General features: G+C 68.6%; 20 protein-coding genes. 15 read left to right on the plus strand and 5 right to left on the minus strand.

The genetic code is table 11. The features are described from left to right. The 5 genes from gcvT to gcvPB all read left to right on the plus strand — a co-directional run. A partial coding sequence (gcvT, locus tag ACFDTH_RS13260; protein WP_375288014.1) for a glycine cleavage system aminomethyltransferase GcvT occupies window positions 1–1,040 on the plus strand: 1,040 nt, incomplete at its 5' end. Between the two features lie 3 nt (window positions 1,041–1,043). Then, window positions 1,044–1,415, plus strand: coding sequence for a glycine cleavage system protein GcvH (gene gcvH / locus ACFDTH_RS13265; RefSeq protein ID WP_375288015.1), 372 nt, complete (start codon window positions 1,044–1,046; stop codon window positions 1,413–1,415). A gap of 146 nt (window positions 1,416–1,561) precedes the next feature. Beyond that, window positions 1,562–2,920 (plus strand): aminomethyl-transferring glycine dehydrogenase subunit GcvPA, encoded by a 1,359-nt coding sequence (gene gcvPA, locus ACFDTH_RS13270; RefSeq protein ID WP_375288016.1) that lies wholly within the window; start codon window positions 1,562–1,564, stop codon window positions 2,918–2,920. Further along, entirely contained in the window at window positions 2,917–3,072 is a 156-nt protein-coding gene (locus ACFDTH_RS13275) for a hypothetical protein (protein WP_375288017.1), read from the plus strand. Before gcvPA ends, ACFDTH_RS13275 begins: the two co-directional genes overlap by 4 nt. A gap of 1 nt (window position 3,073) precedes the next feature. Then, window positions 3,074–4,645 carry an aminomethyl-transferring glycine dehydrogenase subunit GcvPB gene (gene gcvPB / locus ACFDTH_RS13280; RefSeq protein ID WP_375288018.1) on the plus strand — a complete coding sequence of 524 codons (1,572 nt, stop codon included), beginning with the start codon at window positions 3,074–3,076 and terminating at the stop codon, window positions 4,643–4,645. 11 nt (window positions 4,646–4,656) lie between these two features. Here gcvPB and ACFDTH_RS13285 read toward each other — a convergent pair whose 3' ends face one another. After that, the gene (locus ACFDTH_RS13285) at window positions 4,657–6,399 is read right to left on the minus strand and encodes a DUF885 family protein (RefSeq protein ID WP_375288019.1); all 1,743 of its coding nucleotides are present in this window, start codon (window positions 6,397–6,399) and stop codon (window positions 4,657–4,659) included. Window positions 6,400–6,436: 37 nt separating this feature from the next. After that, a complete protein-coding gene (locus ACFDTH_RS13290; RefSeq protein ID WP_375288020.1) occupies window positions 6,437–7,345 on the minus strand; it encodes a DMT family transporter in 909 nt (302 codons plus the stop codon). Window positions 7,346–7,422: 77 nt separating this feature from the next. Between ACFDTH_RS13290 and ACFDTH_RS13295 the strand changes: the two genes are divergently transcribed. From ACFDTH_RS13295 to leuB, 4 genes are read left to right on the plus strand one after another with little or no spacing between them, the layout of a single operon-like run. Next, window positions 7,423–8,952, plus strand: coding sequence for an aminoacyl--tRNA ligase-related protein (locus ACFDTH_RS13295; protein WP_375288021.1), 1,530 nt, complete (start codon window positions 7,423–7,425; stop codon window positions 8,950–8,952). Beyond that, window positions 8,952–9,374 (plus strand): hotdog fold thioesterase, encoded by a 423-nt coding sequence (locus ACFDTH_RS13300; protein WP_375288022.1) that lies wholly within the window; start codon window positions 8,952–8,954, stop codon window positions 9,372–9,374. The genes ACFDTH_RS13295 and ACFDTH_RS13300 overlap by 1 nt, the downstream gene beginning before the upstream one ends. Before the next feature lie 6 nt (window positions 9,375–9,380). Next, window positions 9,381–10,115: a DNA repair protein RecO gene (gene recO, locus ACFDTH_RS13305; RefSeq protein WP_375288023.1), complete on the plus strand. Its 735-nt coding sequence runs from the start codon at window positions 9,381–9,383 to the stop codon at window positions 10,113–10,115. A gap of 28 nt (window positions 10,116–10,143) precedes the next feature. Continuing rightward, complete coding sequence (leuB, locus tag ACFDTH_RS13310; protein ID WP_375288024.1) at window positions 10,144–11,190, plus strand: 3-isopropylmalate dehydrogenase; 1,047 nt, start codon at window positions 10,144–10,146, stop codon at window positions 11,188–11,190. On the opposite strand, the gene ACFDTH_RS13315 is transcribed toward leuB, so the two are convergent. Then, window positions 11,187–12,419 carry a glycosyltransferase family 39 protein gene (locus ACFDTH_RS13315; RefSeq protein WP_375288025.1) on the minus strand — a complete coding sequence of 411 codons (1,233 nt, stop codon included), beginning with the start codon at window positions 12,417–12,419 and terminating at the stop codon, window positions 11,187–11,189. The two genes, leuB and ACFDTH_RS13315, sit on opposite strands and share 4 nt — an antisense overlap. Window positions 12,420–12,562: 143 nt before the next feature. On the opposite strand from ACFDTH_RS13315, the gene ACFDTH_RS13320 reads away from it, so the two are divergent. The 6 genes from ACFDTH_RS13320 to ACFDTH_RS13345 all read left to right on the plus strand — a co-directional run bounded on the left by ACFDTH_RS13320 (window position 12,563) and on the right by ACFDTH_RS13345 (window position 16,670). Then, window positions 12,563–13,768, plus strand: coding sequence for a trans-sulfuration enzyme family protein (locus ACFDTH_RS13320; protein WP_375288026.1), 1,206 nt, complete (start codon window positions 12,563–12,565; stop codon window positions 13,766–13,768). After that, on the plus strand, window positions 13,765–14,163 hold the full coding sequence (apaG, locus tag ACFDTH_RS13325) for a Co2+/Mg2+ efflux protein ApaG (RefSeq protein ID WP_375288027.1): 399 nt from the start codon (window positions 13,765–13,767) through the stop codon (window positions 14,161–14,163). The genes ACFDTH_RS13320 and apaG overlap by 4 nt, the downstream gene beginning before the upstream one ends. 4 nt (window positions 14,164–14,167) lie before the next feature. Further along, window positions 14,168–14,956: a LysR family transcriptional regulator gene (locus tag ACFDTH_RS13330; protein WP_375288028.1), complete on the plus strand. Its 789-nt coding sequence runs from the start codon at window positions 14,168–14,170 to the stop codon at window positions 14,954–14,956. Window positions 14,957–15,064: 108 nt separating this feature from the next. After that, window positions 15,065–15,688 (plus strand): RcnB family protein, encoded by a 624-nt coding sequence (locus ACFDTH_RS13335; RefSeq protein ID WP_375288029.1) that lies wholly within the window; start codon window positions 15,065–15,067, stop codon window positions 15,686–15,688. 40 nt (window positions 15,689–15,728) lie between these two features. Continuing rightward, the gene (locus ACFDTH_RS13340; RefSeq protein ID WP_375288030.1) at window positions 15,729–16,409 is read left to right on the plus strand and encodes a prolyl hydroxylase family protein; all 681 of its coding nucleotides are present in this window, start codon (window positions 15,729–15,731) and stop codon (window positions 16,407–16,409) included. 51 nt (window positions 16,410–16,460) lie between these two features. Then, window positions 16,461–16,670, plus strand: coding sequence for a CsbD family protein (locus ACFDTH_RS13345; protein ID WP_375288031.1), 210 nt, complete (start codon window positions 16,461–16,463; stop codon window positions 16,668–16,670). Window positions 16,671–16,714: 44 nt separating this feature from the next. On the opposite strand, the gene ACFDTH_RS13350 is transcribed toward ACFDTH_RS13345, so the two are convergent. Continuing rightward, the gene (locus ACFDTH_RS13350; protein ID WP_375288032.1) at window positions 16,715–17,119 is read right to left on the minus strand and encodes a DUF805 domain-containing protein; all 405 of its coding nucleotides are present in this window, start codon (window positions 17,117–17,119) and stop codon (window positions 16,715–16,717) included. 48 nt (window positions 17,120–17,167) lie between these two features. Beyond that, a partial coding sequence (locus ACFDTH_RS13355; RefSeq protein WP_375288033.1) for a thiamine pyrophosphate-dependent enzyme occupies window positions 17,168–18,001 on the minus strand: 834 nt, incomplete at its 5' end.

Below are 18,001 nucleotides of genomic sequence, written 5' to 3' on the forward strand. Positions count from 1 at the left end.
AGTTCGCCGGCTATTGGATGCCCGTCCAGTATGAAGGCATCATGGCCGAGCATCTCTGGGTGCGCGAGCATGCCGGCCTGTTCGACGTCAGCCACATGGGCCAGCTGCTGGTGAGCGGGCCGGGCTCCGTTGCGGCGCTGGAGGCGCTGCTGCCCGCCGACATCAGCGGCCTGAAGATGAACCAGGCGCGCTATTCGCTGCTGCTGGACGGGAATGGCGGCATCCTCGACGACCTCATGCTGACGCGCCGGGCGGACGAGGAGACGTATATCGTCGTCAACGGGGCGACCAAGTACGACGACATCGCGCACCTCATCGAGCATCTGCCCGACGACGTGACGCTGAACCTGATGGACGAGCATGCCTTGCTCGCGCTGCAGGGGCCCAAGGCGGCGGACGTGCTGTCGCGGCTGGTGCCGGGCGTCGAAGCGCTGGTGTTCATGCAAGCCGATTCGTTCGACTGGCAGCACCACAATCTGTGGATCAGTCGCTCGGGCTATACCGGCGAGGACGGCTTCGAAATCTCGATCCCCGCCGAAGTGGCGGAAGCATTCGCCGATCTGCTGCTGGAGCAAGCCGAGGTGGGCGCGATCGGCCTTGGCGCACGCGATTCGCTGCGGCTGGAGGCGGGTCTGCCGCTCTACGGCCATGACTTGTCCCCTGAGACGACGCCGATCGCCGCCGACTTGGGCTTCGCTCTGTCGAAGCGGCGGCGCGAGGCGGGCGACTTTCCCGGTGCCGAGCGCATCCTCGGCGAGCGGGCCAACGGCGCGCCAACGAAGCGCGTCGGCCTCAAGGTCGAGGGCCGCCAGCCGGTGCGCGAGGGCGCGACGGTGGTGGACGAGCGCGATCACGAGATCGGCCGCGTCACTTCCGGCGGCTTCGCGCCCAGCGTCGGCGCGCCGATCGCCATGGCCTATGTTCCGCGCGACCTCGCCACGCCGGGCACCCGCCTGCGCCTGTGCCAGCGCGGCAAGCATCACTGGGCGGAGGTGACGCCGATGCCCTTCGTCCCCCACCGCTATCATCGTGGAGCCTGAGCCATGCCCCGCTATTTCACCACCGAGCACGAATGGATCGACGTCGATGGGCAGACCGGGACGGTCGGGATCAGCGACTATGCGCAAGGGCAGCTCGGCGACATCGTGTTCGTCGACGTGCCCGAGGCGGGCAAGAAGCTGGAAAAGGGCGACGATGCCGCAGTCGTCGAGAGCGTCAAGGCGGCGAGCGACGTCTATGCGCCCGTGTCCGGCAGCGTGACCGAGGGCAATCCCGCGCTCGCCGACGAGCCGGCGCTGGTGAACAGCGATCCGGAGGGCGAGGGCTGGTTCTTCCGCCTGACGCTGGCGGATGCGGGCGAGCTCGATGCGCTGATGGATGAGGACGCGTACAAGGCGTTTGTCGCGAGACTGTGATGTGAACTCCCCTCCCTGGAAGGGAGGGGCTGGGGTTGGGTGGAGTGCTCGCGCTACGGCGCAGCGGGCGCTAAGCCCTCCGTACACCCCAAGACGCTACCCACCCCCTGCCCCCTCCCTCAAAGGGAGGGGGGGAGTTGCTCCCCATGCGTTACCTTCCCCTCACCGGCCATGATCGCGAGGCGATGCTCGCCACCATCGGTGTCCACTCGATCGACGACCTGTTCGTCGACGTGCCCGAGGCGGCGCGGCTCAGCGGCCCGATCAAAGGCCTGCCGCTCCATGCCAGCGAACTGGCGGTCGAGCGCCACATGACCAGGCTCGCCCGCAAGAACATTGTCGCGGGCGAGGTGCCCTTCTTCCTCGGCTGCGGCGCCTATCGCCACCACGTGCCCGCCAGCGTCGATCACCTGATCCAGCGCGGCGAGTTCCTCACCGCCTATACGCCCTATCAGCCCGAGATCGCGCAGGGCACGCTGCAGATGCTGTTCGAGTTCCAGTCCCAGGTCGCGCGCCTGCTCGGCACCGATGTGGCGAACGCCAGCATGTACGACGGTTCCACCGCCTGCTGGGAAGCGGTGACGATGGCGCGGCGGATCACGAAGCGCGCGAAGGCGATCCTGTCGAGCGGCCTGCACCCGCACTACGTCTCGGTGGCGAAGACGATGGCGAAATATACCGGCGATACGCTGGAGACGGCGCTGCCGACGCTGACCGCCGTGACCGACGTCGATGCGCTGATCGCGGCGATCGACGACGACACCAGCTGCGTCGTCGTCCAATATCCCGACATCCTCGGCCGCATCGCCGACCTGCGCCCGCTCGCCGACGCCTGCCACGCGAAGAAGGCGCTGCTGATCGCGGTCGTCACCGAGCCGGTGGCGATGGGCGCCTTGGTCTCGCCGGGCGAGATGGACGCCGATATCGTCGTTGGCGAGGGCCAGTCGCTCGGCGTCGGCCTCCAGTTCGGTGGTCCTTACGTCGGGCTGTTCGGCTGCAAGGAGAAATACGTGCGCCAGATGCCCGGCCGCCTCTGCGGCGAGACGGTGGATGCGGATGGCCGCCGCGGCTTCGTGCTGACCCTCTCCACCCGCGAGCAGCACATCCGCCGCGAGAAGGCGACCAGCAACATCTGCACCAATTCAGGGCTTTGCGCCCTGGCCTTCTCGATTCACATGACCCTGCTTGGCGAAGCTGGGTTGCGCAGGCTGGCTGGCGTCAACCACGCCGGTGCCTGCCGGGCGGCAGAGCGGCTGGCGCAGGTGCCGGGCGTGCGGCTGGTCAATGACAGCTTCTTCAACGAGTTCACGCTCGATCTCGGCCGCGAGACCCGGCCGATCGTGCGTGACCTGGCGCAGCACGACATTCTGGCGGGCGTGTCGCTCGGCAAGCTCTATCCCGATGGCGACGGGCGCGAGAACGGGCTGGTGGTCGCGGTGACCGAGACGACGACACAGGACGATGTCGAGGCGCTGGCGACGGCACTGGAGGAGGCGCTGGCATGAGCAACCTGCTTCAAATGTTGGACTTTCTGTGGCTCAACATCCGCATGAACAGCTTCCGCCGCCAAGCTCCCCAGTCCGGCCCGTTGAGAACCGCGTCTGCGCCTCAACCGTCTCAATTTGTCTCCCCTTCAATCATGCTCGGAGCAGCCTGACATGGCACCGAACCAGAGCGGCTGGCGCCCCGAAATGACCAAGCGCGACCATGAGGCGCCCGCCACCTTCACCGGCAATCGCGCGCTGATGCTGGAAGAGCCGCTGATCTTCGAGATCGGCGACGACAAGACCACCGGCGTCGACTTCGCCGAGGGCGATGTCGCTGGCGACCGCCTCGGCGGGCTCACCCGCAAGGCGCCGATCGGCCTGCCCGGGCTGTCCGAGCCCGAGACGGTGCGCCACTACACCCGGCTCAGCCGCCAGAACTACGCCATCGATCTTGGTCTGTTCCCGCTCGGCAGCTGCACGATGAAGCACAACCCGCGCCTCAACGAGCGGATGGCGCGGCTGCCCGGTTTCGCCGACGTCCACCCGCTCCAGCCGGTCGATACCGTGCAGGGCGCGCTGGGCGTGATCAACGAGCTCGCCTTCTGGCTGATCGACCTGACCGGCATGCACGGCGTCGCGATGAGCCCCAAGGCGGGCGCGCACGGCGAGCTGTGCGGCATCCTGTGCATCAAGGCGGCGCTGGAGAAGCGTGGGCAAGGGCATCGCAAGGTGATCCTGGTCCCCGAATCGGCGCACGGCACCAATCCCGCCACCGCCGCCTTTGCCGGCTTCACCGTGGAGGACATTCCCGCTACTGTCGAAGGCCGCGTCGACCTCGACGCGCTCAAGGCCCGGCTCGGGCCGGACGTCGCCGCGGTGATGATCACCAACCCCAACACCTGCGGCCTGTTCGAGCGCGACATGAAGGCGATCTCGGACGCGGTGCATGCGGCGGGCGGCTACGTCTATTGCGACGGGGCCAACTTCAACGCGATCGTCGGCCGGGTCCGCCCCGGCGACCTCGGCGTCGATGCGATGCACATCAACCTGCACAAGACCTTCTCCACCCCGCACGGCGGTGGCGGGCCGGGCTCGGGCCCGGTGGTGCTGTCCGAGGCGCTGTCGCCGTTCGGCCCACTGCCGTTCACCGCGCGCTACGAGGACGGGCACATCCGCCTGATCGAGGAAGAGAGCGTCGGCGACGACCATCCCGACAGCTTCGGCCGGATGACCGCCTTCCACGGCCAGATGGGCATGTTCACACGGGCCTTGACCTACATCCTCAGCCATGGCGCGGACGGTCTGAAGCAAGTCGCCGAGGATGCGGTGCTCAACGCGAATTACGTGCTGCGCTCGCTGGAGGACGTGCTGGATGCGCCCTTCGGCCCAAGCGGGCCGTGCATGCATGAGGCCTTGTTCTCGGACGAGGGTTTCCCGCAGGGCTTCTCCACGCTGGACGTCGCCAAGGGGCTGATCGACGAGGGCTTCCACCCGATGACGGTCTATTTCCCGCTGGTGGTGCACGGCGCGATGCTGGTCGAGCCGACCGAGACCGAGTCGAAGGCGGCGCTGGACCAGTTCATCGGCGCGCTCCGCTCCGTGGCGGAGCGGGCGAAGGCGGGCGATGCGACGCTCAAGTCCGCCCCGCACTACGCCCCGCGTGCGCGGCTCGACGAGACGCTGGCGGCAAGGAAGCCGCGGCTGGTGTGGAAGCGGGACACGATGGGGCAGGCGGCGGAATAGCTGAGGCAGGGTTACTCGTTCCGGTAGGGCGAAGGGCCGCCCTCCGCGATAAACCGGTCGATCCGCGCCTCCAGCACCGGCATCGGCACGCTGCCGAGGCTGAGCACCGTATCGTGGAAAGCGCGCACGTCGAACCTGGTGCCCAGCGCCGCCTCCGCCTTGGCGCGGGCGCGCTGGATGGTGAGCTGGCCGAGGTAATAGGACAGCGCCTGGCCGGGCCAGCCGATGTAGCGGTCCACCTCGGTCTTCACCTCCTGCTCGGAGAGGGCGGTGTTGTCGCGCAGGTAGGCTTGCGCCTGTTCGCGGCTCCAGCCCTTGGCGTGGACGCCGGTGTCCACCACCAGCCGCGCCGCCCGCCAGGCCTGGTAGGAGAGCATGCCGAACCGCTCGTAGGGCGTCTGGTAGAAGCCCATCTCGTCGCCCAGCCGCTCGCAATAGAGCGCCCAGCCCTCGCCATAGGCGGAGATGTAGCTATTGCGGCGGAACGGCGGCAGGTCGGTGTTCTCGCTGGCAAGCGGGATCTGGAAGGCGTGGCCCGGCGCGCTCTCGTGCAGGGTCAGCGCAGGCAGCTGAAACAAGGGGCGCGAGGGAAGGTCGTAGGTGTTGACCAGATACACGCCCGGCCCGCCGCGCCCGGCGGTGTAGAACGGTGCGATCTCCGGCGGCACCGGCACGATGGCGAAGCGCTGGCGTGGAAGGCGGCCGAACCATTTCGCCGCCATGCCGTCGAAGCGCTTGGCCATCCATGCCGCTTCCTTGAGCAACTGGTCTGGCGTGGCGGCGTAGAATTGCTTGTCGGTGCGCAGGAAGGTGAGGAGGGCGGGGAGGTCGCCCGCGAACTTTACCTCTTTGCGGATCGCTTCCATCTCGCCGCGGATTTTCGCCATTTCGGCAAGGCCGAGCGTGTGGATCTGCTCGGCGCTCATGTCCAGCGTGGTGAAGGCGCGGATGCGGCTCTGATAGTAAGCGGGCCCGTCCGGCAGCGTGGTGGCGGCGAGTTCCTTGCGCAGGCCTGGGAAGTAGGTGTCGCGGACAAAGCCGAGGAGCTTGCGATAGGCGGGGATCACCTTATCGCCGATCACCGCCCGCGCCTCGGCCTGGAGCGCCGCTTTGGTCGCCGGCGCCATGGTGGCGGGCAGCTTGGTGAACGGCTCCCAATAGGGCGTCTTCTCGGGCGAGGCGGCGTCCGCTACCTGCGCGATGGGTGCGTCACGGCCCTGCATGACAATCGCGGGTGGGGTGAAGCCGCGGGCGAGACCGGCCTGCATCGCCGCGGCTTGCTGGTCGAAGTAGCGCGGGAAGTCGGCAAGAAGGCTCAGGTAGTTGCGATAGTCCCGCTCTCCATTGGCGAAATCGCCGCGTGCGGCATATTGCAGGTCCGACCAAAAGGCGCTGTCGCCGTTGACCGGCTTCTCCCATTCGCGGAACCGCTCGTCGTCCAGGTTGGCGGCGACCTGCTGGCGATAGACCTGATAGTCGATCCGCACTTCGGGCGAGAGGCGCATAGGGTCGATCGCGTCGAGGCGGCGGAGCGTCTCCTGCCACTTGGTGGCACGGCGCGCGTGCGCGGCGGGAGAGATGTCCGGCAGGTGGGGCGAGACTTCGTTCGGATCGCCATCGTCGATCCGTTCCTGCTTCCGCCATTCCCATTCCTCGGTCCAGATCGCGCGGAAGGCGGTGTCGGCGGGGGCCTGCACTGGCGGCGCAGCGGTGACCAGGGCAATCGGGGCGGCGGCGAGGAGGAGGGACGACATGGCCGGACGGTGGCTGATGCCTCGCTCGCCAGCAAGGTCAGTCCACCGGCGCCCCTAGCGCCTGCCGTGTCTCCTCCTGGCGGCGCAGGTGTTCGCGCCAGACGATGTAAAGGCCGCTCGCCACAATCACCGCCGCGCCGATCCAGGTGGCGCGCGTCGGCAGGTGGTCGAACGCCAGCCAGCCGAACAGGGTGGCCCAGATCAGCGCGGTATAGTCCATCGGCACCACCGCGGATACGCTGCCGAGGCGGAGCGAGCTGGTCATCACGATCTGCCCCGCGCCCCCGGCCAGCCCGAGGCCGACTAGGAGCAGCCAGACCGTCGGCGGGTGCTCCTGCGCGTAGAAGGCGTAGAGCAGGCCGAGCGGAGGCAGCGACAGCACCGAGAACCAGAAGACGGTGGTGAGCGGAGCCTCGGTCCGCCCGATCTGGCGCAGCAGGATCGAGACGGTGGCGACCAGTATCGCCGCCGCGATGCCAAAGACGGCGCCGGCGAGCGGGAAGTGGCCGCTGCCCGGCTGCGCGACGATCAGCACGCCGGCAAAGCCCACCAGCACCGCCGCCCAGCGCCGCCACCCGGTCGGCTCACCCAGCACCAGCGCCCCCAGAATGGTGGCAAAGATCGGCATGGAGAAGCCGAGCGTGGTCGCCTCGGCGAGCGGCAGCAGGATCAGCGCGGTGAAGGTGCACCCCATCGACACCAGCCCCACCGCCGCGCGGCCGACATGGGCGCCGAAGCGGGCGGTGCGCAGGCTGGCGAGGCCCGGCCCGGCGAGCACCACGCCGATCACCAACCAGCTTGCCCCGAACTGTCGCCAGAACAGGATCTCCGGCAGCGCGGCCCCGCCCGCTTCCGCCAGCTTGATCAGCACGTTCATCACTCCGAATAGAGCAACGGAAGCAAGGCGCAATCCGATCGCCCGCAGGATGTTGTCCGATGTCGCCATTGCTCGCCGCGTAGCCACCCGGCAAGGCCGCGGACAAGAGGTGACGGGCGCGAAACTGGTCGTTATCGCCACCGGCCATGAAGCATGCCCTGCCCGTCTCCCGCGACGATTTCGCCGCCTGGTATCAATCCGTCATCACCGAGGCCGACATGGCCGAGGAGAGTGGCGTGCGCGGTTGCATGGTCATTCGGCCATGGGGCTATGGCATGTGGGAGCGCATGCAGCGGCTGCTGGACGACCGGATCAAGGCGACCGGCCACGAGAATTGCTACTTCCCGCTGTTCATCCCGCTCTCCTACTTCGAGAAGGAGGCCGAGCACGTCGAGGGTTTCGCCAAGGAGATGGCGGTGGTCACCCACCACCGGCTGATCGCCGACGGGAAGGGCGGGCTGACCCCCGATCCCGAGGCGAAGCTGGAGGAGCCGCTGGTCGTCCGCCCGACCAGCGAGACGGTGATCGGCACCGCCTTCGCGCGCTGGGTGCAGAGCTGGCGCGACCTGCCCGTACTGATCAACCAATGGGCCAATGTCGTCCGCTGGGAGATGCGCACCCGCATGTTCCTGCGCACCGCCGAATTCCTCTGGCAGGAGGGCCACACCGCCCACGCGACGGCGGAGGAGGCCCGCGAGGAGACGCTGCGTATGCTGGAGGAATATCGCGCCTTTGCCGAGGACTGCCTGGCGCTGCCGGTGATCGCGGGAGAGAAGCCGGAGAACGAGCGGTTTCCGGGGGCGGTGGCGACGTTCAGCATCGAGGCGATGATGCAGGATGGCAAGGCGTTGCAGGCGGGAACCTCGCACTTCCTGGGCACGAACTTCGCCCACGCCCAGAACATCCGCTTCCAGAATGCGGAGGGGCAGCTGGAATATGCCAACACCACCAGCTGGGGCGTCTCCACCCGAATGATCGGCGGCGTCATCATGGTCCATGGCGACGACGACGGCCTGCGCGCGCCGCCGCGGATCGCGCCCTGGCAGGTGGTGATCGTGCCGATGTTGCGCGATGCGCCCGAGGACGAGACAATTGTCATCTATTGTAAGGCTTTGCAGAAGGAACTTGCCGCGCAGTCCGCGTTCGGCGAGCCGGTGCGTGCGCTGCTCGACCTCAAGCCTGCCAAGGCGGCGACCAAGCGCTGGGGCTGGGTGAAGAAGGGTGCGCCGCTGATCCTGGAGGTGGGCGGGCGCGACATGGCGGGCGGTAACGTCTCGGTGATCCGGCGCGACCGGCTGTACCGGGCAGACGGCAAGCTCGACAGCGCGGTGGTGGCGAAGGACGATTTCGTCGCAGGCGTTGCAGAGACGCTGGCCGAGATCCAGCAGGGCCTGTTCGACGAGGCCAAGGCGCGGCTGACCGCGGGCATCCGGCCGGTGAACGAATGGAATGACTTGGCAGCGATGTTTGCCGAAGCGGTGGAGAAACCCGGCTGGGCCGATGTCGCCTGGTCGCGGCCGACCGGCGCGGCGCTTGACGCCGTGGTCGAGCGGCTCAAGGCGCTCAAGCTGACCATCCGCAACGCGCCGCTGGGCCAGACCGGGCATCCGGGCGACCCGTGCATTTTCACCGGCGAACCCGCGATGGAGCGGGTGCTGATCGGAAGGGCCTATTGATGGCAGTGTGGAAGCAGGCGTTCGACCTCGACCAGTTGACCGCGTTGGGCGCGCATGCGCTGCCGGGGCTGGTCGGCATCGCGTTCACCGGCTTCGGCGACGATTGGATGCGCGCCTCGATGCCGGTGGACTCGCGGACGCACCAGCCGTTTGGGCGGCTCCACGGCGGCGCCAGCGTGGTGCTGGCCGAGACGGTGGCCTCGGTCGCGGCGAGCATGGCGCTGTCGCCCGAGAAGGTGGCGGTGGGGCTGGAGATCAACGCCAACCACTTGCGCCCGGTGATGGCGGGCCACGTCCATGCGACGGCCAAGGCGGAGGCGCTGGGCCGCACCACGCAGGTCTGGACGATCCGGATCGAAGATGACGCGGGCAAGCTGATCTGCCTGTCCCGCATGACCGCCGCGGTGATCGACAAGGTCTGATCGCCGATGCTGATCGAGGCCGAGGCGATCATCCTTTCGGTCCGCGGCTATGGCGAGAATGACGCGCTGGTCCGCGCGCTGACGCGCGATCACGGCCTGCGCCCCGGCTTCGTGCGCGGCGGCCGATCGCGGCGGCTGCGCCCGGCGCTCCAACCGGCCAATCTGGTAACGGCGACCTGGCGGGCGCGCACCGATGACCAACTCGCGCAGCTGACCGTCGAACTGACCCACAGCCGCGGCCCGCTTCACGCCGAGCCGCTCGCCGCCGCGGCGCTGGACTGGCTCACCGCGCTCACCGCGGCGGCGCTGCCCGAGGCGCAGGCCTATCCGCACCTTTACGACGGGCTGGCAGGCGTGCTCGACGCGATCGAGGCGGGGGCGGTGGCACGCGACTGGGCGGGATCCTTCGCGCGTTACGAACTGCTGCTGCTGGCGGAGCTGGGCTTCGGGCTCGATCTCCACAGCTGCATCGTCACCGGCGCGATGGAGGACCTCGCCTTCGTGTCGCCCCGCAGCGGCGGCGCCGTCAGCCGAAGCGCAGCCGCCGGCTATGAGGCGCGGCTGCTGCCGCTGCCCGCCTTCCTGCGCGAAGGCGGCGCGGCGGCGGACTGGCCGGACGTGTTCGCCGGGCTAGCGATCACCGGCCGCTTCCTGGAGCGCGACATCCTCACCGATCACCGCGCCAACCCGCTGGCCGCCCGCGACCGGCTGGTCGAGCGGCTGAAGAGGGCGGTTGCGTGATCGTGACGGCGCGGTAACGGATGCGGCCATGACCAAGCTCATTGCGCTCCTCGCCGGCGACGGCATCGGCCCTGAAGTCACCGCGGAGGCGCGGCGCGTGCTCGACGCTCTGGGGCTGGACTTGGCGTTCGAGGAAGGGCTGGTCGGCGGCGCGGCCTATCACGCATGCGGCCATCCGCTACCGCCCGAGACGCTGGAGCTGGCGCGGCGCGCGAATGCGATCCTGTTCGGTGCGGTGGGCGATCCTTCGTGCGATGCGCTGGAACGGTCGCTCCGGCCCGAGCAGGCGATCTTGGGGCTGCGCAAGGAGCTCGCCCTCTTCGCCAACCTGCGGCCGGCCAAGCTGTTCGCCGGGCTGGAGGACGCGTCCGCCTTGCGCCCCGAGGTGGCGCGCGCGATCGACTTGCTGATCGTGCGCGAGCTCAACGGTGACGTCTATTTCGGCGAGAAGGGCATGCGCACCACCGATGCCGGGCTGCGCCAGGGCTATGACGTCATGTCGTATGACGAGGGCGAGGTGCGGCGGATCGCGGTGGCGGGGTTCGAGGCGGCGCGGCGGCGGCGCGGGCGGCTTTGCTCGGTCGACAAGGCGAATGTGCTGGAAACCTCGCAGCTATGGCGCGACGTGGTGATCGAGGTGGCGGCGGACTATGCCGACGTGGAGTTGACCCACATGTATGTCGACAATGCCGCGATGCAGCTGGTGCGTGCGCCGGGGCAGTTCGACGTCATCGTCACCGGCAACCTGTTCGGCGACATCCTGTCTGACCAGGCATCGATGTGCGTCGGCTCGATCGGGCTTTTGCCCTCCGCCTCGCTCGATAGCGCGGGCAAGGGGTTGTACGAGCCGATCCACGGTTCCGCCCCCGACATCGCCGGGCAGGGCAAGGCCAATCCCTGCGCGGCGATCCTGTCCGCGGCGATGATGTTGCGCCACTCGCTGGGCGAGGCGGATGCGGCCGACCGGGTGGAGGCGGCGGTTGCGGCGGCGCTTGCGAGCGGCCGGCGCACCGCCGATCTGGGCGGCGACTGTTCGACGCAGGCGATGGGCGATGCGGTGCTGGCGGCGCTCTAGACCCAGCTGTCGAACCAGGTCCATTTGCGGAACGCGTCGGGCGCAGCCAGCGCCTGGGCGGAGAGGATCGGGAAGAACCACAGGAAGACGACGGCACAGGCGGCGAGATACGCCTCGTCCCAGCCGTTCAGCCGCGCGCGCCAATGGTCGATCGCAGCGGCTATCACGAGGCAGAGGATGATGCTGGACAGATAGTAATAATAATAGAATCCCAGTGACTTGGGGATCAAAGCCCAGATCGCGAGCGAGAAAACCCAGAACAGGGCAAGGCCGAGTGGGCGGCAATCGCCGCTCTGCACCCAGGCCCAGCCGCAGGCGATCACCGCGATGAGGCCGGACCACATCACCAGCGGGTTGCCGATCATCAGGATGCCGCGCTGCGCGCCGTCCGCGGGCTCGTAGAGATACCAGATCGGGCGCTTGTCGAGCGGCCAGGTCCACCAGGCCGATTGATAGGTATGCGGCGGAAGAATCTGAGTCTGCTGGCGATACATTTCCGCCTGGAAGGGGAGCAGGCGCGCGAGGGTGAGCGGCTCCCTGGCGTAGAAGAAGGCGGGAGCGAAGGTGACGAAATAGGCGGCTGTGGCGGCCAGCCCGAACGCCGCGGCGCCGGCGAGCCAGCCGATGCCGGGGAAGCGGCGACGGTCTTCCCACTTCAGCCACAGGAACACCGCCCCGGCCAGCCCGGCATAGGGCAGCGCCACCCATTTGCAGCCGACCGCAAGGCCGAAGCAGGCCGCCGCGCCCAGCCAAGCGCCCCAACCGCCGTGGCGCAAGGCGCGCAGATACAGCGCCACGCCCGTCATCACGAACGCCGCCATGAACCCGTCCAGCATCGCGATCCGCGCTTGGACATAGACGGTGCAGCCGAGCAGCAGCAGCGCCGCGCCGGTGAGGCTGGTGCGCAGCCGGCCATAAGCGATCTGGAGGATGGCGAAGCCGGACACCACTACCGCGGTGCCTGCCAGCGTGGAGAAGAAGCGCCAGCCGAACGGCGTATCGCCGAACAGCTTCATGCCCACGGCGATCAGCATCTTGCCGAGCATGGGATGCTCGGTGTTCGCCGGGTGATCGAGCGCCAGCAGCGCACGCGCGGCGGGCAAATAGTGCGTTTCGTCGAATACGGGGATGCTCGGCACGCCAAGCCGGATCAGGAACAGCGTTTCCGCAAGCAGGCCGATCAGGATGGCGACCGGCAGCGGGCGTTTCCAGACGCTTGTTCTCTCCACCCGTCACCCCGGCCTTGTGCCGGGGTCCACCTTTTGCCCCGCGCCAATGCTCGGTTCTGCGGCACGGTGGATGCCGGAACAAGCCCGGCATGACGGACGCGCAGGGGTTGTGCCCGGCTTTGCACGGTAGCAAAGCGCGAGGCATGAAGCGTCGTACCGGCCAGGACCGCAGCGTCACCCAGAACTGGCGTCCCGCCACTCAGGCGATCCGCGGCGGCACCGCGCGGTCCGAATGGGGCGAGACCTCCGAAGCCTTGTTCCTCACCTCGGGCTATTCCTACGACCGTGCCGGCGATGCCGCCGCGCGGTTCGCGGGCGAGCAGACGGGGATGACCTATTCGCGCCTCCAGAACCCCACGGTGGAGATGCTGGAGCATCGCATCGCGCTGCTGGAAGGGGCGGAGGCGTGCCGGACGATGGCCACCGGCATGGCGGCGATGACCGCGGTGCTGCTGTGCCAGCTGTCGCAGGGCGACCATGTCGTCGCTGGGCGGGCGGCATTCGGATCGTGCCGCTGGCTGGTCGACAGTCTGCTGCCCCGCTTCGGCATCGCCACAACGGTGGTGGACGCGCGCGACCCGCAGCAATTCGCCGATGCGATCCGGCCCGAGACCAAGGTGTTCTTCTTCGAGACGCCTGCCAATCCGACGATGGACGTGGTGGACCTGCGCGCGGTGTGCGGCATCGCGCGCGACAATGGCGTCACCAGCGTGGTCGACAACGCGTTCGCCACCCCGGCGCTCCAGCGGCCGATGGACTTTGGCGCGGATGTCACCGCTTACTCCGCCACCAAGATGATGGACGGGCAGGGGCGCGTGCTCGCCGGCGCGGTATGCGGCACGCAGGACTTCATCGACAACACCCTGCTGCCCTTCACCCGCAACACCGGGCCTACGCTGTCGCCGTTCAACGCCTGGGTGGTGCTGAAGGGTCTGGAAACCCTTGACCTGCGCATCCGCCGCCAATCCGACAATGCGGTGAAGGTGGGCCGGTTTGTCGAGGGCCGCGTGCCGCGCATCCTGCATCCCGGCTTGCCGAGCCATCCGCAGCACAATCTGGCGATGTCGCAGATGGAGGCGGCCGGGCCGATCTTCGCCTTTGAGGTGGAGGGCCGCACGCAGGCGCATGCGCTGCTCGATGCGCTGGAGCTGATCGACATCAGCAACAACATCGGCGATTCGCGCTCGCTGATGACGCATCCCGCCTCCACCACGCATCATTCCGTGGCGCCCGAGAAGCGCGCCGAAATGGGGGTGGGCGAAGGGATGCTGCGGCTCAACGTCGGCCTGGAAGACCCGCAAGACCTGATCGAGGACCTCGACCGGGCGCTGACCGCGGTGGGCCTGTGAAGGAACTGTTTCCCCATGCGGTGACCACCGATGGGGTCACCGTGCGGGTGGCGGTGAGCTATCTGCCCGAACAGTCGGAGCCCGAACGCGGCCGATGGTTCTGGGCCTATCACATCCGGATCGAGAATGACGGCGCGCAGACGGTGCAGCTGCTGACCCGCCATTGGGTGATCACCGACGGGCGCGGCGCGCGCCACTCGGTGGAGGGCGAGGGCGTGATCGGAGAGAAGCCGGTGATCGCGCCAGGCGACAGCTACGATTACGTCTCGGGCTGCCCGCTCGCCACGCCGACCGGATCGATGCAAGGCAGCTATCGCATGATCGGCGAGGATGGCGCGCGGCTGGATGTGGCGATCCCCAAGTTCGCCCTGCTCGCGCCCGCGGTGGGGGTGTGACGCGGTGAAGCGGACGCACCTGCCGCTCAACGGGTTGCGCGTGCTCGACGCCGCGGCGCGCCACCTGTCGTTCACCCGCGCCGCCGATGAGCTGGCGGTCACGCCGGCCGCGGTGGGCCAGCAGGTGCGCGCGCTGGAGGACACCTTGGGCGTGGTGCTGTTCCGCCGCACCACGCGCGGGCTGGAGCTGACACCCGAGGGCGAGGCGGGGCTGGCGCCGCTGCGCGACGGGTTCCTCCAGTTCGAGGAAGCCGTGCGGGCGATGCAGGCGGGGCAGACCTCCAAGTCGCTGACCATCGCCGCGCCGCGCGATCTTTCGGAGAAGTGGCTGATGCCACGATTGGCCGAATTGGCGCGGAGGGATGCGGACCTGCGCTTCGCTCTGGTCTCCGCGGATACCGCGCCTGACTTCACCGAGGCGAACCTCGACCTTGCGATCCACTGGGGCGAGGGGACGCTTGGGCATGAAGGCGAGGCGATCGAATCGGCGGGGATGATCACGGTGGAGCGGCCGGGCGGCGGCGCCGAGGCGGCGATCGCCTGGCCGGGGTGCCCAGATCACGAGCGCGCCACGATCCGGGTGGCCGACGCGGGGCTGGCGATCGACGCCGCGGCGGAGGGGCTGGGTCGTGCCACGGTGCCCGAACTGCTGGCCGCGCGCGACCTGGCCGGCGGACGCATCGTTGCGACGGAACAAGCGCGGCCGTCGCGTCGCGGCTATTGGTTTATCGCGCCGCTGCCGCAATGGCGGCAGAAGAAGGTGCAGGCGCTGGTGGCGGCACTCGCGCTTTGAACCTTTCGGATGGCTGACGATTGAATTCAGCCGATGTTCCTTCCCCTCCAGCGATAGCAGGATCGCGCCAGAGCCGGATCGTCGGCCGGTGCGGGTATGGAGGATCAGATGTTCCAGCGTATCGTGGCGGGTCTGCTTGCGGCGACCGCGCTTCTGCCGGCGACGGCGATGGCCCAGGATCGTGGCGATCGCGACGGCCGGCGAGACCGCATCGAGCGGCGCGCGGAGCGTCCGCAGCAGCGCAACTGGCAGCGGCCCGACCGAGGTGACGACCGCCGCGGTGACCGTGGCGACCGCGGCGGCTGGGACCGCGGCGACCGGCGCGAGAACAACGGCGGGTTCGATCGCGGCGACCGGCGCGGCGATCGCGCCGGTTGGGATCGCGGTCGCTTCGATCGGGGCGACCGCTACGCCGGGCAGCGCTGGAACGGCGGCTGGCGGCAGGACCGGCGCTATGACTGGGCGCGCTACCGCAGCGCCAATCGCGGTGCCTTCCGCCTGCCGCGCTACTACGCACCCGGCGGCTGGAACTACGGTTATCGCCGGTTCAGGATCGGCACGCGCATCGCCGCCTCGCTGTTCGCCTCCAGCTACTGGATCGCCGATCCCTGGGCGTATCGCCTGCCGCCGGCCTGGGGCCCTTATCGCTGGGTCCGCTATTATGGCGACGCGGTGCTGGTCGACGTGCGGTCAGGTCAAGTGGTGGACGTGATCCACGACATCTTCTGGTAGGGGTTGCATCGGGCATGGGGCGGCGTGCAAGCGTCGCCGCATGGCCCTGACCACCAAGCAACCGGGCGGCCCTTCCACGTTGCGTGCCGAGATCGGCCGCAGCGTCGCCGCCCGTCTGGATGCCGATCCGCGCGCGCGCAGCACTGGCGGTGAGGCGATCCAATTCTACCGCGTCGACCAGTTCCTGGATGCGCGTCAATGCGAGACTTTGATCGCGCATATCGACGCCAACCGCCGGCCCTCGACCCTGTTGTCCGACAGTGGCGATGCGAGCTTCCGCACCAGCGATAGCTGCGACATGGACCGCTGGTCCGACCTGGTCCGGCCAATCGACGAATCGATCGCGGCGTTGCTGGGCATCGCGCCCGAGCGGGGCGAGACGATGCAGGGCCAGCGCTATGCCCCCGGCCAGCGCTTCCGCGCGCATCACGATTACTTCCATGAGGGCGAGAGCTATTGGGCGCGGATGAGCGCCAAGGGCGGCCAGCGGACGTGGACCGCGATGATCTACCTCAACGATGTGGCCGAGGGCGGCGCGACCTGGTTTCCCCAGGCGGGGCTGCGCGTGCGGCCGCGGCAGGGATTGCTGCTGGCGTGGAACAACATGGCCGCGGACGGCCGCCCCAACACGCAGACGCTCCACGAGGGGACGCCGGTGGTGGAAGGGGTGAAGTATATCGTGACCAAGTGGTTCCGCGAGGCGCCCTGGATCGGCGAATAGGAACCGCGGGGCGCTCAGACCCGTTTCGTCACCATCATCATGGAGGCTGCGATGGGCGAGCTCACCGACAAGATCAAAGGCAATGTCAACGAGGCGATCGGCAAGGCAAAGCAGGCCGTCGCCGATCACGACCGGCCGCGCAGCGCCGCTGAGGCGGATCGCGATGCCGAACTGAAGGCCGAAGGCGTCGGCCAGGAAGGGAAGGGCAAGGCGCAGCAATTCGCTGGCAAGGTAAAGGGCGCGCTGGGCGACGACATCTGACCGGGTGGAGCGGCGGGCACGACAGGCGCCCGCCGCCCATCAACTCAGCTGAAGATCTTGCCCAGATGCTCCCCGCCCTTCGGATCGGGACCGAAGCGGTTCTCGCCCTTTGTGCCCTCGATGCACATGAACACGAGCACGATCAGACCCCCGACATAGGGGATGAAGTTGAGCAGCAGGAACCAGCCCGACTTGTCCTGATCGTGGAAGCGGCGGACCTGCACCGCCAGCGACGGCACGATGACGCCGACCGCATAGATCAGGAACAAGCCGATCGCGATCACGCTCATGCCGCCAGCGTCACCGGAGAAGCCGCCGGTCACCACCGCGACAAGCGTGATCAGCAGCAGCACGATCGCCTGGCCGAGCGCGAACATCCAATATTCCTTGCGCCGCGACCGCCCGGAGAAATCGGCGTAGCGGCGCAGCGGCATCAACATCCAGTCCATTGACGTAACTCCCCTTTGTGAAGCGATGTTGGCCGCGAGTGGAACGGATCAGGCGGTCCGTGGCGCGGCGATGGCAGAGAGGGTGGTCGCGGGCGTGATTGCCTCGATCTCGGTCCTGAGATGGAGGAGCCGCACGCCTGTCTCGGCCATGGCGCGGTCCAGCGCCGGGGCGAATTCCTCGGTGCGGGTCACCGTCTCCGCCCAGGCACCATAGGCCTCGCCGAGCAGCGCGAAGTCCGGGTTGAACAGCTCGGTAGCGGAGGTGCGGCCGGGGAATTCGCGCTCCTGGTGCATGCGGATCGTGCCATAGGCGCCGTTGTCCACCACGATCACCAGCAGGTCGATGCCGTACTGGACCGCGGTGGCGAGTTCCTCGCCGTTCATCAGGAAATCACCGTCGCCCGCAAGTGCGACCACGGTGCGGTCGGGGCGGCGCAGCGCGGCGGCGACTGCGGCGGGGACGCCATAGCCCATCGCGCCTGCGGTTGGCGCCAGCTGCGTCCCCGCGCCGGCATAGCGCCAGTAGCGGTGCCACCAGCCAGAGAAATTGCCTGCGCCGTTGCAGATCACCGTCTCGGCCGGCAGCCGCTCGCGCATCGCCGCCACGCAGGGGCCGAGATCGAGCGCGACGCCGTCGCGCGGCTGTGGCGCGTTCCACGCCTCATAGTCGGCGCGCGCTGCCTCGGCGGTCCGGCGCGCCGGCCCGTCCACCGCCATCAGTGCCTCCCCGAACGCGGACATGCCCGCGCAGATCGCGAGGTCGGTGCGGTAGGTGCGGCCAAGCTCCTCCGGATCGGGGTGGACGTGAACCAGCCGTTGGCCGGGATGATCGGGCGTCACCAGCGCATAGCCATCGGTGGTCGCCTCGCCGAGCCGCGCACC

The sequence above is a fragment of the Sphingomonas sp. genome, from assembly GCF_042096255.1.
In the GTDB taxonomy this organism is placed as follows: domain Bacteria; phylum Pseudomonadota; class Alphaproteobacteria; order Sphingomonadales; family Sphingomonadaceae; genus Sphingomonas.